16 protein-coding genes and 1 pseudogene are annotated in these 15514 nt (G+C 65.6%); 14 read left to right on the forward strand and 3 right to left on the reverse strand.

What is annotated here, in order from left to right; genetic code table 11:
- Positions 1–168: 168 nt before the first annotated feature.
- From RMO81_RS00545 to RMO81_RS00600, 12 genes are all read left to right on the forward strand, one after another.
- Positions 169–1017 (forward strand): AraC family transcriptional regulator, encoded by an 849-nt coding sequence (locus tag RMO81_RS00545; protein WP_310473774.1) that lies wholly within the window; start codon positions 169–171, stop codon positions 1015–1017.
- A 92-nt stretch (positions 1018–1109) separates the two neighbouring features.
- Entirely contained in the window at positions 1110–1562 is a 453-nt protein-coding gene (locus tag RMO81_RS00550; RefSeq protein WP_310473775.1) for an SUF system Fe-S cluster assembly regulator, read from the forward strand.
- 19 nt (positions 1563–1581) lie between these two features.
- A complete protein-coding gene (gene sufB, locus RMO81_RS00555) occupies positions 1582–3102 on the forward strand; it encodes a Fe-S cluster assembly protein SufB (protein ID WP_310473789.1) in 1521 nt (506 codons plus the stop codon).
- Entirely contained in the window at positions 3099–3482 is a 384-nt protein-coding gene (locus tag RMO81_RS00560) for a hypothetical protein (protein ID WP_310473776.1), read from the forward strand. Before sufB ends, RMO81_RS00560 begins: the two co-directional genes overlap by 4 nt.
- Positions 3483–3496: 14 nt before the next feature.
- The gene (gene sufC, locus RMO81_RS00565; protein WP_310473777.1) at positions 3497–4237 is read left to right on the forward strand and encodes a Fe-S cluster assembly ATPase SufC; all 741 of its coding nucleotides are present in this window, start codon (positions 3497–3499) and stop codon (positions 4235–4237) included.
- The gene (locus RMO81_RS00570; RefSeq protein WP_310473778.1) at positions 4234–4962 is read left to right on the forward strand and encodes a SufD family Fe-S cluster assembly protein; all 729 of its coding nucleotides are present in this window, start codon (positions 4234–4236) and stop codon (positions 4960–4962) included. Before sufC ends, RMO81_RS00570 begins: the two co-directional genes overlap by 4 nt.
- Positions 4959–6179, forward strand: coding sequence for a cysteine desulfurase (locus RMO81_RS00575; RefSeq protein ID WP_310473779.1), 1221 nt, complete (start codon positions 4959–4961; stop codon positions 6177–6179). Before RMO81_RS00570 ends, RMO81_RS00575 begins: the two co-directional genes overlap by 4 nt.
- A complete protein-coding gene (locus tag RMO81_RS00580) occupies positions 6173–6637 on the forward strand; it encodes an iron-sulfur cluster assembly protein (RefSeq protein WP_409049564.1) in 465 nt (154 codons plus the stop codon). The genes RMO81_RS00575 and RMO81_RS00580 overlap by 7 nt, the downstream gene beginning before the upstream one ends.
- Entirely contained in the window at positions 6637–7029 is a 393-nt protein-coding gene (locus RMO81_RS00585) for an iron-sulfur cluster assembly accessory protein (protein WP_310473781.1), read from the forward strand. Before RMO81_RS00580 ends, RMO81_RS00585 begins: the two co-directional genes overlap by 1 nt.
- Positions 7030–7166: 137 nt before the next feature.
- Positions 7167–7484: a hypothetical protein gene (locus RMO81_RS00590; RefSeq protein WP_310473782.1), complete on the forward strand. Its 318-nt coding sequence runs from the start codon at positions 7167–7169 to the stop codon at positions 7482–7484.
- A gap of 98 nt (positions 7485–7582) precedes the next feature.
- Entirely contained in the window at positions 7583–8797 is a 1215-nt protein-coding gene (locus RMO81_RS00595) for an FAD-binding domain-containing protein (protein ID WP_310473783.1), read from the forward strand.
- Between the two features lie 45 nt (positions 8798–8842).
- A complete protein-coding gene (locus RMO81_RS00600; protein WP_310473784.1) occupies positions 8843–9091 on the forward strand; it encodes a hypothetical protein in 249 nt (82 codons plus the stop codon).
- On the opposite strand, the gene RMO81_RS00605 is transcribed toward RMO81_RS00600, so the two are convergent.
- Positions 9073–10179, reverse strand: coding sequence for a serine hydrolase domain-containing protein (locus RMO81_RS00605; RefSeq protein ID WP_310473785.1), 1107 nt, complete (start codon positions 10177–10179; stop codon positions 9073–9075). The genes RMO81_RS00600 and RMO81_RS00605 overlap by 19 nt on opposite strands.
- 96 nt (positions 10180–10275) lie before the next feature.
- Between RMO81_RS00605 and RMO81_RS00610 the strand changes: the two genes are divergently transcribed.
- Positions 10276–11607, forward strand: a complete 1332-nt coding sequence (locus tag RMO81_RS00610) for an MFS transporter (protein ID WP_310473786.1) — start codon at positions 10276–10278, stop codon at positions 11605–11607.
- On the opposite strand, the gene RMO81_RS00615 is transcribed toward RMO81_RS00610, so the two are convergent.
- Positions 11604–12152: a histidine phosphatase family protein gene (locus tag RMO81_RS00615; RefSeq protein ID WP_310473787.1), complete on the reverse strand. Its 549-nt coding sequence runs from the start codon at positions 12150–12152 to the stop codon at positions 11604–11606. The two genes, RMO81_RS00610 and RMO81_RS00615, sit on opposite strands and share 4 nt — an antisense overlap.
- The gene (locus RMO81_RS00620; RefSeq protein ID WP_310473788.1) at positions 12149–14905 is read right to left on the reverse strand and encodes an ATP-dependent DNA helicase; all 2757 of its coding nucleotides are present in this window, start codon (positions 14903–14905) and stop codon (positions 12149–12151) included. The genes RMO81_RS00615 and RMO81_RS00620 overlap by 4 nt, the downstream gene beginning before the upstream one ends.
- Positions 14906–14954: 49 nt before the next feature.
- Here RMO81_RS00620 and lysK point away from each other — a divergent pair.
- Positions 14955–15514 (forward strand): annotated as a pseudogene (gene lysK / locus RMO81_RS00625) (lysine--tRNA ligase); the annotation flags it as partial.

Below are 15514 nucleotides of genomic sequence, written 5' to 3' on the forward strand. Positions count from 1 at the left end.
ATTCCCGAACTTGAACGGCCCGGATGGCTCTGCTGTCCGGGCCGCTTTTTTTGGGGCGCTTTGCCAAAGTGGTTGTTTTCTGGCACTGTAACAATGTTGCAATGCATACGGGGCTACAGGCGACAGAGCCGCAGCGGGCAAGGCGTGACCAGCCGGGGAGGGCAGGCCATGATTTCGATCCAGTATTTCGAGCCGCCCGTGGCGTTGCGACTGCACGTGTCGTCGCTTTATTGGTTCGAAACCGCTGCGCCGGGCTTTACCGATCTGATGCGCGCCGAATTGGGCCAGATTCGGCTGCTGCTGGATGGCGTCGGACGCACCAACTACGGTTCGGGAAAACAATGGGAAAGCGGCGGGGCCATCCTGCAAGGGCCGACCACCGCGCCCACCCATTACGCGGCCGACACGCGGCTGCGGCTGTTTGGCGTTGGCCTGCTGCCCCTGGGCTGGGCCGAGTTGATCGGGATTTCGGCTGACGAACTGGCTGACAACGCCACCGACCTGGGCAGCGTGTTGCCGCCGGCGCTGGTGACAAGCCTGATGGACGCGCTGGCCAGCGAAACCACCAACAACAGCCGCTGCCGCGTGGTCACCGATTTCCTGCAGACGCGACTGGCCGCGAACCGCCATGCCGCCAGCTGGTTCACCCGGCTGACCGATGAATGGTTGACCGCCAGCCCCAATCCGCAGGTGGATACGCTGGTGGCGGCATCGGGCATGTCATCACGCTCGGTAGAGCGGCTCACTCACCGGCTTTATGGCGCATCGCCCAAGCTGCTGTCGCGCAAATATCGGGCGCTGAGTGCCGCGGTGCGGATGGGTCTGGGCGAAGCGCAGAACTGGTCGGATGCGGCCGGTGATGCCTTTTATGATCAGGCGCATTTCATCCGTGAATTCCGGACTTTCACCGGTCTCACGCCGGCGCGCTTCCAGGCCCAGCTTGCGCCGCTCACCCTGCTCACCATGACCCAACGCCGGCAACTGCCCGGCCTGCCCAGCCTGGTGCGGATCGCCTGAGTTCAAAGCGGCGCAAAACTTGACACCATTCGGCCCGACCCGCATAAGAAGACCAGATTTGTCCACTTTGCGGACGCTTCGGGAACCGGCGCTTGATTCGTCTTACCAACCTTGCTGATTATGCAGTCGTCGTGATGGCCGCAGCGGCGCGCGAGCCCGGTGTGAAGCTGTCGGCAGCGCGCGTGGCGGAATTGACGGCGATCCCGGCGCCCACCGTGGCCAAGTTGATGGGCACGCTGGCCCGCGCCGGCCTGCTGACCGCGTCACGCGGCGTGGCCGGCGGCTTTGCCTTGTCCCGCGAACCCGCCAGCATCAGCGTGGCGCATATCGTGGAGGCCGTGGATGGCCCGATTGCGCTGACCAGCTGCGCCGGCAACGACGTGACCGACTGCGCGATGGAAGGCCATTGCGCAGTCCGGGGCCATTGGGGCCCGATCAACCAGGCCGTGCGCAGCGCCCTTGCCGCTGTGACACTGGCTGATCTGGTGCGGCCGGCGGCAGCGGCGGCATCAGTGACCGCGCCGGCCCTGGCGCTGGTCGATTGAACGACTGAAAGAGACGATGATGTCCGAAGACGTGATAGCCACTGCCGTGGCGCATAGCCCTGTTCAGGATGCCCCCATCCAGGATGCAGAAGCGCGTGCGGCGGTGGCCGATCTCGCCACCTACAAATGGGGTTTTTCCACCGACGTTGAATCGGAAATGGCCCCAAAGGGCCTGACCACCGATACCGTCCGCTACATCTCTGCCAAGAAGGGCGAGCCGGAATGGCTGCTCGACTGGCGGCTGAAGGCCTTTGCCAAGTGGGAAAAGATGGAAAGCCCGGATTGGGCCAAGCTCGATATCGCGCCGATCGATTACCAGGACGCTTATTATTACGCCGCGCCCAAGCCCAAGCCGACTCTGGCATCCTTGGACGAGCTCGATCCTGAAATCCGCCGCACCTATGAAAAGCTCGGCATCCCGATCGAGGAGCAAAAGATGCTCGCCGGCGTTGAAGGCTCGCGCCGGATCGCGGTGGACGCCGTGTTCGACAGCGTGTCCGTCGCCACCACCTTCCGGGCCGAACTGGAAAGGGCCGGGGTCATCTTCCGTTCGATCAGCGAGGCGGTGAAGGAATTTCCCGATCTGGTGAAGAAGTGGCTGGGCAGCGTCGTGCCGGTGACGGACAATTATTTTGCCTGCCTGAACTGCGCCGTCTTTTCCGATGGCACCTTCGTCTACATCCCGGAAGGCGTGCGCTGCCCGATGGAATTGAGCACCTATTTCCGCATCAACGCCGCCAACACCGGGCAGTTTGAACGCACGCTGATCATCGCCGACAAGGGCAGCTATGTCTCGTACCTCGAAGGCTGCACCGCCCCGATGCGCGATGAACACCAGCTGCACGCCGCCGTGGTCGAACTGGTCGCGCTGGATGATGCCGAAATCAAATATTCCACCGTGCAGAACTGGTATCCCGGCGACGCCGAAGGCAAGGGCGGCATCTATAATTTCGTCACCAAGCGCGCCAACTGCCTGGGCAAGAACAGCAAGGTGAGCTGGACGCAGGTGGAAACCGGCAGCGCCATCACCTGGAAATATCCCAGCTGCGTGCTGTCGGGCGACGGCTCGGTCGGTGAATTCTATTCGGTGGCCGTGACCAACAATCGCCAACAGGCCGATACCGGCACCAAGATGATCCATCTGGGCAAGAACACCACCTCTACCATCGTATCGAAGGGCATCAGCGCTGGCCGGTCGAGCGGCACCTATCGCGGCCTGGTGCGCGTGGCCGCATCAGCGGAAGGCGCGCGCAACCACACCCAGTGCGATTCGCTGCTGCTGGGCAGCCAGTGCGGCGCCCACACCGTGCCCTATATCGAAGTGCGCAACCCCAGCGCCACCATCGAGCATGAAGCCACCACCTCCAAGATCAGCGACGACCAGCTGTTTTATGCCCAGTCGCGCGGGCTGGACGCGGAAGCCGCCGTCAGCCTGATCGTCAACGGTTTCTGCCGCGAAGTGCTGCAGCAATTGCCGATGGAATTCGCAGTCGAAGCGCAGAAACTGCTTGGCATCAGCCTGGAAGGCAGCGTGGGATGAGGTTGGCAATTGCCATCTTGCTGCTCAGTCTCGCCGCCTGCGATGCGGCGGCGCCGCGTGCCGATCCCAAAGGCCAGCAACTGCGCACCGAGCTGGACACGCTGACCGCCGATTACGGAAAATGCGTCGATGGCAAGATCGCCGCTGCCGATGTGGCGACCGATCCCGCCGGCAGCATCGCCATCGAAGCGGTGAAGGCCTGCAGGCCGATCCGCAATGCCCTTACGCTCAAGGTCGCCTCGTTTGATCGTCTCGGCCACCCCAATCATACGCCGCAGCAGGCCGAAATTGTCGCCGAAGCCAGCGTTGGTGTGATTGAAAAAGAACTGCGCGAACAGGCGGTGGTCACCATCGTCAAGCGCCAGAACCAGACCCGTTAAGGACTGCCCCCAAAATGCTCGTGATCGACAATCTCACCGCCGAAATTGATGGTAAGACCATCCTGAAGGGCCTGACGCTGACCGTGAATTCCGGCGAAGTGCATGCCATCATGGGCCCCAATGGCTCGGGCAAATCCACGCTGTCCTACGTGCTGGCCGGCCGCGCCGGCTATGAAGTGACCGGCGGCAGCGTGACCTTCCGCGGCGAAGATCTGCTGGCCAAGGCCCCGCACGAGCGCGCCACCGCCGGGCTCTTTTTGGGCCTGCAATATCCGGTGGAAATCCCCGGCGTGTCGAACTTGCTGTTCCTGCGCACCGCCTTGAACGCCCAGCGCACCCTGCGCGGCGAGGCCGAACTGTCGGGCGCGGAATTCATGAAAATCGCCAAGGCGGCGGCTGAAAAGCTCGGCCTGCCCTTCGACATGATGAAGCGCGCGGTGAACCAGGGTTTTTCGGGCGGCGAAAAGAAGCGCAACGAAATGGTGCAGATGCACATCCTGCAGCCGTTCCTCGCCGTGCTCGACGAAACGGATTCCGGCCTCGACATTGACGCACTGCGCGTGGTTTCGGACGGCATCAACAGCATGCGTGGGCCGGAGCGGGCGACGCTGCTGATCACCCATTATCAGCGCCTGCTCGATTATGTGGTGCCCGATCATATCCACGTGCTGATGGATGGCCGCATCGTGCATTCGGGCGGCGCGGAACTGGCGCACAAGCTGGAGGCGGAAGGCTATTCCGCCATCGCGGCATGAGCGCGCTGCCCACCCGCAAGGACGAAGCCTGGCGCTACAGCAAGCTGGACGCCGTCGCCCGTCACTGGCCGGTCGCGGTTGAGCCGGTCGTGGTCCCGGCCGGCGAAACCCATGCCGATATCATTCGTGCCAGCGCCGAGGGCATCCGCCACCTTGCCATCAGCATCGGTGCCGGCGCTGCCTGCCGGCTGACCATTCTTGATTCAGGCCGCGCCTATGGCCGCATCGCGCTCGACGTGACGCTGCACGATGGCGCTGATTTCCAGCTTGGCGCGATCCTGATCGGCCAGGGCGAACAGACCATCGAACTGGTCACCACCGTGCGCCATGTCGGCCCGGGCGCCACCAGCCGCCAGATCGTGCGCGCGGTGGCCGGCGGCACGGCCACCACATCCTATCTGGGCCAGGTCGCCGTGGCGCGCGAAGGCCAGAAGACCGATGCCAGCCAGTCGTTCAAGGCGCTGCTGCTGAACAGAGGCGCCACCGCCAACGCCAAGCCCGAGCTGGAGATCTTTGCCGACGATGTGAAGTGCGCCCACGGTGCCGCCATCGGTGAAATTGATAAGAACGCGCTTTTCTACATGAACAGCCGCGGGGTGCCGCCGGTGCAGGCCCGCGCCCTGCTGACCCGCGCCTTCTTGTCGGACGCGCTGGAAGGGCTGGACGAAGCCACCACCGAGACGCTGGAAGCCGAGATCAGCGCGCTGATGGAGACCATGTCGTGACCGTGGCGACCGCGCCTGCATTGCTCGATCTGAAGGGCGATTTCCCCGGCCTCGCCGGCGATTGGGCCTATCTTGATACGGCGGCGACGTCGCAGAAGCCGCAAGCGGTGATCGACGCCATCGCCCGGGTTTATGGCCCGGACTATGCCACCGTGCATCGCGGCGTGTACGAACGCTCTGCCACCATGACGCTGCGCTTTGAAGAAGCCCGCGCCACCGTGGCCCGCTTCATCGGCGCGCATTCCCCGGATGAAGTGGTGTTCGTGCGCGGCGCCACCGAAGGCATCAACCTGGTCGCGCAAAGCTGGGGCCAGCGCCTGAAGGCCGGCGACCGCATCCTGATTTCCGCGCTCGAACATCACAGCAATATCGTGCCGTGGCAGATGCTGTGCGAACGCAGCGGCGCCGTGCTCGACGTCGCCCCGCTCACCGATGATGGCTGCATCGACGAAGATGCGCTCATCGCGATGATCCGCGCCGAAACGAAGCTGGTCAGCATCGCGCATGTGTCGAACGTCCTTGGCGGGGTCGCCGATGTGCGCCGTATCGCCGATGCCGCCCATGCCGCAGGCGCGCTGGTGATGGTCGATGGCTGCCAGTCCGCACCGCGCCTCGCGCTCGACATGGCGGCGCTGGATTGCGATTTCTATGTGCTGTCCGGCCACAAGCTTTATGGCCCGACCGGCATCGGCGTGTTGTGGGCCCGCGCCGAAATCCTCGATTCCATGCCGCCATGGCAGGGCGGCGGCGCCATGATCGAAACGGTGACCTTCGAAAAGACGACCTATGCCCCGCCGCCCGGCCGCTTCGAAGCCGGCACGCCGCACATCGAAGGCGTCATCGGGCTGGCCGCCGCCATCGACTATGTGGAAGGCATCGGCATCGACCGCATCCACGTTCATGAATCGGCGCTGGTCAAACAGGCGCGCGAAGCCCTCTCCGGCCTGAACAGCATCCAACTGTGGGGCCCGGAAGACAGTGCCGGTATCCTGAGTTTCACCATGCAGGGGGTGCATCCGCACGACATCGGCACCATATTGGATGAAGCGGGTGTGGCCATCCGCGCCGGGCATCATTGCGCCCAGCCGTTGATGAACCTGCTTGGCGTGCCGGCTACCGCCCGTGCCAGTTTCGGCCTTTATTCCAGCCCGCGCGATGTCGATCGGCTGGTGGATGGCCTTGCCCGTGTTTCCCGTATTTTTGGGGTGAAATCATGACCGAACGCGCGTTTGAAGTCGAAGAAGTGGGCGAAGCCAAGCTGGTGGCGAAAGCGCCGCCGCTGCGTGCACTGGCCGAAGCGCAGGCTGCAGACCACAAGCCCGACTATCTTGATGGCTTCCTCAAGGCCAAGCCCGAGCCGGTGACCGATGCCAGCAGCGACATCGTCGATGAAGTGGTCGCCGCCCTGCGCCAGATCCACGATCCGGAAATCCCGGTGAACATCTATGATCTTGGCCTGATTTACGGGGTTGAAGTCGATAACGGCCACGCCACCATCACGATGACGTTGACCACCGCGCTCTGCCCGGTAGCCGAATCGATGCCCGGCGAAGTCGAAATCCGCGTCTGCGCCGTGCCCGGCATTCAGTCTGCCGACGTCAATCTGGTGTGGGACCCGGCGTGGGACCCCGGCAAGATGAGCGACGAAGCCCGGCTTGAAATGGGAATGTTGTGATGGAACAGACGACCACCCCCGAGCGCGTCAGCGCGACCGCTTCTGCAGCCCGCCGCCCTCGCCCCGCCCCGCTGACCGTGACCGAAGGCGCATCCAACCGCATCGCTGCCATCCTGTCTGCAGCGCCCGCCGATGCCGTTGGCGTGCGCCTGTCCACCCCGCGCCGCGGTTGTTCGGGCCTTGCCTATGATCTGGCCTATGTCACCGCCGCCAAACCCGGCGACGAGCGCATCGACACCGCTGGCGGGACGCTGTTCGTCGACGGCGGCAGCCTGATGTATCTGATCGGCAGCATCATGGACTGGCGTGAGGATGATTTCACCGCCGGTTTCGTGTTCAACAATCCCAATGCCAAGGGTTCGTGCGGTTGCGGGGAAAGCTTCACCGTCTGAGGCGAGAGCAGCGTTTCGTTCAGGAGCCAGCATTGGGCCGATTTTCCCTCCGACAACTGCGCGTTGCCAATGACGCAGAGTTTGCCGACCGGACCGATGAGGTGTCGGCCGATTTGCCGTATGAATTGAAATCAAAGATGTTCGATCAGATCGCCAACGTCGGCATCGCCGGCACCGGCTTGGCGGTCACCTTGATTGGCAGCACGTTGCGTGACGCACCGCCCGTTGTGTGGCTTTCTGTTGTGTTGTTTGCCGGCGCGGCTTTTACCGCCATAGGCGGCAACCAGAAGATGATCGACAGCCTGAGCAAGCGGCAGCCCTGCTTGCAGCGCAGCAAGCGTGATATGGGGATGGCCACGATGTTGCTTGGTATCGCTGTTGGGTGGTTGAGCATGTCGGTCTATCTGGAAAGCCAGCGGCAGCAAACGCCTGCCAACATTGCAGCAGAGGGCTGAGCGGCAAAAGCAGCGAAAATCCTACGCTTCAGCGCACATCCCACCCCGCGACACCGCTACGCCTGCCGCGCTGCACCGCAGCCCGCTATCTCGCGCTTATGCATACACGCTTTCCCCTTACCCGCGACGCAGCGCTTGCCCGCGTCACAGAATTCACTCCGCTGGCCGGCCGCGCCTATGCTGCACGGCGCAACCATGATGGCGGGCCGGACGGGCGCGCCACCACGTCGCTGCTCTCCCCCGCCATCCGCCGCCGGTTGGTGACCGAACAGGAAATCGCCGCCGCCGCGATCGCCGCCCACGGCTACACCGGTGCCGAAAAATTCGTCCAGGAAGTCTGCTGGCGCACCTACTGGGTCGGCTGGCTGCAGCAGCGCCCGGAAATCTGGACGCGCTGGCAGGCTGATGTGGTGCGCATGGAGGCGATGCTGGCCGAGGACGGCAAGTGGCAGCGCCGCTATGAACTGGCGCTCACCGGCAACACCGGCATCGATTGTTTCGATGCCTGGGTGCACGAGCTGGTCGATACCGGCTGGCTGCACAATCATGTGCGGATGAGCTTTGCCAGCATCTGGTGCTTCACGCTGCGGCTGCCATGGCAGCTGGGCGCAGCGTTTTTTTACAAGCATCTGCTCGATGCCTGCCCGGCCAGCAACACATTGGGTTGGCGCTGGGTGGTGGGCCTGCAAACCCCCGGCAAGACTTATCTTGCCCGCGCCGATCTGATCCGTGATCTTTCAGGCGGGCGCTTCCGTGTTGATGCCAAACTGGCCAGCGAAGCGCCGCCGTGGCCAGCCGACGATGTGCCGCAAGCCAGCCCGGTGGCGCGTGTACAGCGCGCCGATCCCACCGCGCGCACCGGGCTGTTCGTCACCACGGAAGACACCAGCCTTGAAACTTTGGCCCTGCCCGGCACCATCGTGGCGCTGGCCGCCACCCCCGATATCGGCGGCACCCCCGCGCCGCTGAAGCACCAGGTTGCCATGGCGATGCTGGCGGACGGGCTTGACCGCGCCGCCACGCGGCTGGGGCTGGAACCAGAGCGGGTGGACGCAACCTTCGGCGTTGACACCATGCGCGACTGGGCTGCCCGCCATCGCCTCACCCAGATCATCACCGCCGATGCCCCGCTCGGCCCGGTGAAGGACAGGCTCGACGTGCTGGCCCCCGCGCTGGCGGCGGATGGCGTGCAACTGGTGCGGTTGCGGCGGGCGTGGGATGATGTGGCCTGGCCGCACGCAAGGAAGGGCTTCTTCCCGTTCAAGGCGGCGATTCCGAAGCTGCTGGCGCTGCCGCCCACGGCTTTGGCCTGATCGTCCTTCATCAAAGAGTCAGCATTGCCATGATAGGTCATCGACATGTTGATGCGCTCGTTTCTTCTGCTTCCCCTGCCACTGCTGCTCGGCGGCTGTCTGGTGAGTGCCGCAAAGACCATCATCACCGCGCCGATCAAGGCCGGTGAAGCGATCTACGACACCGCCACCGAAAGCCAGGAAGAGTCCGACATCAAGCGCGGCCGCGCCGCCCGCAAAGCCGAGGAACAGGCCGAGAAAGACCGCAAGCGCGCCGAAAGGGCTCAGCGCGAAGCTCAGGGTGAACCCAGGTAAATCTGTGCCACATCGTCGATAAAGCGCTGCGGATTGGCAGCGGCGAGATTGGTGAGCACCACGATCGACAGGCCCTGATCCGGATAGATGTAGAAAGCCGAGCGCGCGCCGCCGATACCGGCCACGATGCGGCGGCCACGGCTTTCCAGCACCGGCCAGCCCATCGCCCATTCACCGGGCTTGCCATCCTTCAGGGTGTCGCGCTGCCACATGCGCGTGCGAGTTTCAGGCTTCATCAGCCGCCCTTGATCCAGCGCTACCAGCCAGTTGGCCATGTCGGTGGCGGTGGTAACGATGCCGGCGCCGGTGCGCATGAAGGGCGGAAATTCGTCGCGCCAATGGCCGAGCACAGTGCCCTTGATCTCGGTGCCGCCGCGCAGGCTGCGATAGAAGCTGTAGGACGGCGCCCGACCCGGGATGATGTCGTTGCTATCGCCCAGCAGGGTGCGGCCCATGCCGGCGGGCGCGAACTGGCGCTGCTGGAAAAAGTCGGCGAAACCGGTACCGGCCTGCTGGCTGATGATGCGGCCCAGCAGCGCATAATTGGTTTGATTATAGGCAAAGCGGCTGCCATCCGGCGCGTCCATCTGCTTTGCAGTAACTGCGGCCCAGGCCTCGGCTTCGGTGCTGCCGATGACGCCCTGGCCATCGACGATGTCGGGCAAGCCGGACTGGTGTGACAGAAGATGTCGCACCGGAATCGGCTGCCACGCTGCAGGAAGATCGGCCAGATAGCGGCTGATCGGCGCATCGAGGTCAAGTTTGCCGGCCTCCACAAGCTGCATCGCAGCGACGCCCGTGAAGCTTTTGGTGGCCGAATTGATCGAGAAGCGGCTGCCCGGCGTGACCTTGATGCCGTTTTCGAGATTGGCCATGCCCAGCGCTTCATTCAGCACGATGCGGCCACCCTGCACCACAGCAATCTGCAAGCCGGGGATCTGATCCTTCGCCATCCGCGCCTGCAGGAACGCGAGTACGGCCGCGCGCCGCTCGGCAGCCGGCACCGGGGCGGTGGTCTGCGCGCTGGCAGCGGCAGGCGCCTGCGTGGTGGCCGCTACCATCAGCAGGGCGGTCAAGGCAAGGCGCATGTCGGTCTCCCAAGTTTGAGCTGCAGTGTGTCGACTACAATCGTAATCGTCAAGCCTGCCCTTGCACGTTGCCTGCAGGCCCGCCACGGTGCAGCCATGGGGAAACAGCGCGCAATTGGAAGGGATTGGGCCGGCCATCCGGTCGGGCTGGCCATCGTCACCGTGGCCGAAGCGGTGCAGGCGGCCGGCGTCTATGGCGTGCAGGCGTTGCTGATCCTGTATATGGCCAACTTCCTGTTCACGCCGGCAGAACTGGCCAGCGTTGGCGGCTTTGCGGCGTGGCGCGGCCTGCTGGAAGGCGTGTTCGGGCCGATGAGCCTGCAGGCGCTCGCCACCCAGACGATGGGGCTTTATCTTGGCCTGTTTTTCCTGACACCGCTGCTCGGCGGCTGGCTGGGCGATCGTTTCTGGGGGCCACGGCTGGCCTGCATCATCGGCGCGGCGGTGGCGACGGCGGGCCTGGTGATGGTGATCATGCCGGCGACCTTCCTGCCCGGCCTGATGGTTTCAGCGTTCGGCGCCGGCGCGCTGCGCTGCAACCTGAAGGCCCAGACCGGGCATCTTTATGCCCGCAACGATGGCCGGCGTGATGCCGCTTTTTCCATTCTGGCGCTCGGGCTCAACACCGGTGCCTTCCTCGGCCCGCTGCTGATCGGTGCGCTCGGCGAGCGGGTGAACTGGCAATGGGGCTTTGCCGCGGCCAGCGGTTGCATGGCGCTGGCCGCGATCACGCTGGTGATCGGCAACGGGCTGATGCCGCCCGATACGCCGCCCGAAGCCCGCCGCAGCGCCAGGCTGCAGCCTGGCGACGGCCGCACCATCGCAGCGCTGCTGGTGGTGATGCTGTTCACCAGCCTGTTCTGGTTGGCGCAAAGCCAGGTGTGGAACGTTTATGCGCTGTGGGGCCGCGATCATCTTGATCGCATTGTGCTGGGTTTCGACGTGCCGGTGACCTGGCTGCAGGCGTTTGACAGTCTCGCCCCCATCCTCGCCGTGCCGCCCGTGCTGGCGCTGTGGCGCTGGCAGGCGGCGCGGGGCCGCGAGCCCAAGGAGCTCGGCAAGATCGGGATCGGCCTCGCTCTGATGGGCGGCGCCTTCCTATGGCTGGCGGCCGGCAGCGGCGCGGCGCAGACCCCGATCCTGTGGGCAGTGGTGTTCCACTTCGTGCTCAACACCGGCTGGCTTTATCTGGTGCCCACGATAGACGCGCTGTTCTCCCGAACGGCACCGTTGGCCGTCACTGGCGTGATGCTGGGCGGCGTGCAGTTCGGCGTGTTCATCGGCAGCACCATGTCGGGCTGGCTCGGCCGATTTTACGAGACGATGGACGTGCAGGCCTTCTGGGTCATGCACGCCGCCTTCCCGTTGGCGGGCGCGGCGATCATGTGGCTGGTGCGCGGCCGGCTGGGCGCGGTATTGAAGCTCTAATCGTCCGGCCCCAGGCTGGGATCGAGGTCGCGCGGGCGGATGAAGCGGGTCAACTCCGCCCGCCCACCGTCAATCTGGGCCCAGCGATCAATGGCGATATCCAGCCGGGCCAGCGTTGCCGTCGGGTATTTCAGTTCAGCCTCGGCCCGCAGCGCCCCGCCGGGTGGCACCAGTTCCAGCAACAGATCTTCCAGCCCCGGATTGTGGCCAACCAGCATGGCATCGCTGAAATCATCGGAAAAACCGGCGCACAGTTCGATCAGTGTGGCGGACGACGACAGATAGATGCGCTGTTCGTAAATCGGTGCCAGCGGCCGGTTCATGCCGGCTTCCAGCCCCTCGATCGTCTGACGCACACGCACCGCCGGACTGGCGAACACCAACGCAAAATCCGGCATGTCGCCGCGCCGGATGGCAGCACCCAGCCACTGCCCCACCTTCATCGCCGCGCGCCGGCCGCGATCGTTGAGCGGACGATCAAAATCGCGCAGCAGCGGATCGTCATAGCCGGACTTGGCGTGGCGCAGGAGGGTGAGCGTCTTCATGTAGCCCCGAGGCTTGGCACATCGCTGGCCGCGTTTCCAGAGGCCGGAACGCCGGCCTTCACCAAACGCACCGCCTCGTCCAGTGTGACGCGCTCGATCGGCACACCGGGCGGGAAGGCGCCGAGCAGCCGGCTTGGCACCGCTGGCCCCAGCAGCACGAAATGGCCGCGATCATCGGCGCGGCGGATCAGCCGGCCAAACGCCTGCGCCAGCCGGCCCATCACCACGCGATCATCAAAGGCGTTGCCGCCGCCCGCCAGCCGCCGCGCCGCGTGCAGCACGGTGCGGCGTGGCCACGGCACACCTTCCATGATGACCTGGCGCAGCGATTCGCCCGGCACATCCACCCCGTCGCGCAGCGCATCTGTCCCCAGCAGCGATGCCCCAGGTTCGGCGCGGAAAATATCGACCAAAGTGGCGGTATCGATGGGATCAACATGCTGGGCATAAAGCGGCAGGCCAACGCGCGCCAAGGGATCGGCCAGCCGGGCATGGACGGCACGCAACCGGGCAATGGCCGTAAACAGCCCCAGCGTGCCGCCGCCCGCCGCTTCGATCAGCGCGCGATAGGCGTGGGCCAGCCCGGCGATATCGCGCGGCTTTACATCAGTGACGATCAGCACGCGGGCCTGCGCGGCATAATCGAACGGGCTGCTGGCGGCAAAATGCTGCGATGGGCGCGGCAGCCGGGCAGCGCCAGTGCGGGTTTCGGCATCGCGCCAATCATCGGCCAGCGCATCAGGCCGCGATCGCAGCGTGGCTGATGTGACCAGCACGCCATGCGCCGGTTCCAGCACCGCGCCGGCAAAGGGCCGCATCGGATCGAGCCAACGGCGCTGGATGCCAACATCGAGCAGCCGGCCTTCGGCGCGCGCCAGGTCCAGCCAGTCGATGAAATCCGGATCGGCCGGCCCGCCCAGCCGCGCCAGCAATTGCTGCCACGCGCCCAGCAATTGCGCCCGCAGCGTCAGCCCGGCGCGCGCACCTTCCACCCGCGCCCGCGCCCCGCCATCCAGCCAATCGGGCGGATCATCGAGCAGCAGCGCCAGCCGACCTTCCAGTTGCGCCATGGGCGATACCATTGCGCCCAGCGCCGCACTGGCGGCAGCGGCGGCCTCCACCAGCCGCGGCAGCACTTCGGCCACTTCGGTTTCAAGGCCATAGCCGTGATCGGCCTCCTCCGCCCGCGCCAGCACCTGCGCGCGCACGGCGGCGAACAAGCCTTCCAATGGCCCGTCGGCTTCATCCATCCCCACCCGGCCCAGCCAGCCTTCGCCGGGCAGCTGCCGCGCCGCCGCCGCGATGCGCTCCACCGCTTGGGCAGCCTCATCATCATAACTGATGGCATCGGCCAGTCGCGCCGCCAGCCCGCGTCGCCGGCCCCGCCCCGCTGCGCGTTCTGGCCCCAGCAGCCAGTTCTTCAACTCCACCGCCTCGCGGCCTGTAAGCGCCACGGCAAAGGTGCCATCGGCGGCGTCAAACAGGTGATGGCCTTCGTCGAACACCAGGCGCGTCAGGCCTGCGCCTTCCGCCCGGCCGCGCGCGGCGTTGATCATCACCAGCGCGTGATTGGCGATCACCAGATCGGCGCTCGCGCTGGCCCGTGTCGCGCGCTCGATGAAGCAGCTGCGATAATGCGGGCAGGCGGCATAGATGCACTCGCCGCGCCGATCGGTGAGCCCGGCAAAGCTGGTGCGGCCAAACAGTGGCGGCAGCCAGCCGGGCAGATCACCGCCCACCATGTCGCCATCGCGGGTATATTCGGCCCAGCGTTCGGCCAGCCGGGCAAACACCGCCGCGCGCCCGCCGAAACCGCCCTGCACCGCGTCTTCCAGATTGAGCAGACACAGATAATTCTCGCGGCCCTTGCGCACCACCACCTTGGCGCGGCGTTCGGCCGGATCGGGCCAGATGCGCGCGGTTTCAGCATCCAGCTGGCGCTGCAGCGCCTTGGTAAAGGTCGCCACCCACACCGTGCCCCCGGCCTCCTGCGCCCACAGCCGGGCCGGCGCGAGGTAACCCAGCGTCTTGCCAATCCCCGTGCCGGCTTCGGCCAGCATCATCTGCGGTGCGCCGCTGGCATCGCGCGGGGCAAAGGCCATAGCGGCAGCCTTGGCATAATCACGCTGGCCGTCGCGCTGTTCCGCGCCCGCGCCCACCAGCCGCGCCAGTTCCGCCGCCACTGCGGCCTGGTCCAGCGCCACCACACGCGGGGTCGGGCGCGGCGCGGCTTCTTCCCAGCGCGGCAGCAGCTGAAACACGTGGCGTTCGGCCCGCGCCGGCTTGGGGATCAGTTTTACCAGCTGCGGCGCCCACGCCCAGCGCTGGCGCGACAAGGTCTGCAGGCTGGTCCAAGCGCCGTGACGCTCCGGCCAATCGGGCTGCGCCGGCACCGCCAGCAGTGCGCCAGCGGCAAGCTGCAGGAAGGCAGCATCGCTTTCCCCCGTGGGCGGCGCGATGCCCAGCGCGGTGGCCAGCCCGTGCGCGGTCGGCACGGCAAAGCGCGCCGGAAACAGAAAGGCGAACAGCTCCAGCAGATCAAGGCCCGACAGTTCGCCAATGCCCAGCCGGCTGGCGGTGACGGGCGCATTCAGCAGCAGGTGCGGTGAATCCCCGGCGCGGGCCATCGCCTCGCCGCGCCCCACGCCGCGCAGGCTGCCATCAGGCGCCGCAATCCACACGCCGGCGTGGCTTGCCACCAGCGCCGGGATCGCCAGCGGAGGTGCTGCGTCGCGGGATTCAGTTGCACTCATGAAGTTCAGTCGCCAGAGGAAGGCCGAACCCATTCGATAGCCAAAAGCCATGACCATCACCACCGAAACCCTGCAAGCCGCCGCCCTTGAGAACAAGGCCTGGCCTTTTGAGGAAGCCCGCAAGGTTCTGGCGCGCTATCCGAACGGCGTGCCGGCTGGCCATGCGGTGATTTTCGAGACGGGGTATGGCCCGTCGGGCCTGCCGCATATCGGCACTTTTGGCGAAGTGGTGCGCACCACCATGGTGCGCCGCGCCTTTGAAGCGCTGGTGCCGGGCGTGAAGACGCGCCTCATCGCCTTTTCCGACGATATGGACGGGCTGCGCAAGGTGCCGGACGGCATCCCCAACCCCGAAATGCTGCGCGAAGATCTGGGCAAGCCGCTCACCCAGGTGCGCGACCCGTTCGGCACGCACAGCAGCTTTGGCGCGCACAACAACGCCCGCCTGCGCGCCTTCCTCGACAGCTTTGGCTTCGAGTATGAATTTCTGTCGTCCACCGAATGCTACGCCAGCGGCATGTTCGATGCGACGCTGCTGAAAATTCTGCAGCATTACGACGACGTGATGGGCATCATCCTGCCCACCCTCGGCCCCGAACGCCGCGCCAC

It is taken from the genome of Sandarakinorhabdus sp. (genome assembly GCF_031422795.1).
Taxonomy (GTDB): domain Bacteria; phylum Pseudomonadota; class Alphaproteobacteria; order Sphingomonadales; family Sphingomonadaceae; genus Sandarakinorhabdus.

Bases quoted from the DNA above. Each gene is read 5' to 3' on its own strand.
- RMO81_RS00600 (WP_310473784.1), top strand. From the start codon at position 8,843: ATGTTGATGCGCTCGTTTCTTCTGCTTCCCCTGCCACTGCTGCTCGGC.
- RMO81_RS00620 (WP_310473788.1), bottom strand. From the start codon at position 14,905: ATGAGTGCAACTGAATCCCGCGACGCAGCACCTCCGCTGGCGATCCCG.
- RMO81_RS00560 (WP_310473776.1), top strand. From the start codon at position 3,099: ATGAGGTTGGCAATTGCCATCTTGCTGCTCAGTCTCGCCGCCTGCGAT.
- RMO81_RS00585 (WP_310473781.1), top strand. From the start codon at position 6,637: ATGGAACAGACGACCACCCCCGAGCGCGTCAGCGCGACCGCTTCTGCA.
- RMO81_RS00545 (WP_310473774.1), top strand. From the start codon at position 169: ATGATTTCGATCCAGTATTTCGAGCCGCCCGTGGCGTTGCGACTGCAC.
- RMO81_RS00590 (WP_310473782.1), top strand. From the start codon at position 7,167: ATGTTCGATCAGATCGCCAACGTCGGCATCGCCGGCACCGGCTTGGCG.
- sufC (WP_310473777.1), top strand. From the start codon at position 3,497: ATGCTCGTGATCGACAATCTCACCGCCGAAATTGATGGTAAGACCATC.
- RMO81_RS00605 (WP_310473785.1), bottom strand. From the start codon at position 10,179: ATGCGCCTTGCCTTGACCGCCCTGCTGATGGTAGCGGCCACCACGCAG.
- sufB (WP_310473789.1), top strand. From the start codon at position 1,582: ATGTCCGAAGACGTGATAGCCACTGCCGTGGCGCATAGCCCTGTTCAG.
- RMO81_RS00610 (WP_310473786.1), top strand. From the start codon at position 10,276: ATGGGGAAACAGCGCGCAATTGGAAGGGATTGGGCCGGCCATCCGGTC.
- RMO81_RS00595 (WP_310473783.1), top strand. From the start codon at position 7,583: ATGCATACACGCTTTCCCCTTACCCGCGACGCAGCGCTTGCCCGCGTC.
- RMO81_RS00570 (WP_310473778.1), top strand. From the start codon at position 4,234: ATGAGCGCGCTGCCCACCCGCAAGGACGAAGCCTGGCGCTACAGCAAG.
- RMO81_RS00615 (WP_310473787.1), bottom strand. From the start codon at position 12,152: ATGAAGACGCTCACCCTCCTGCGCCACGCCAAGTCCGGCTATGACGAT.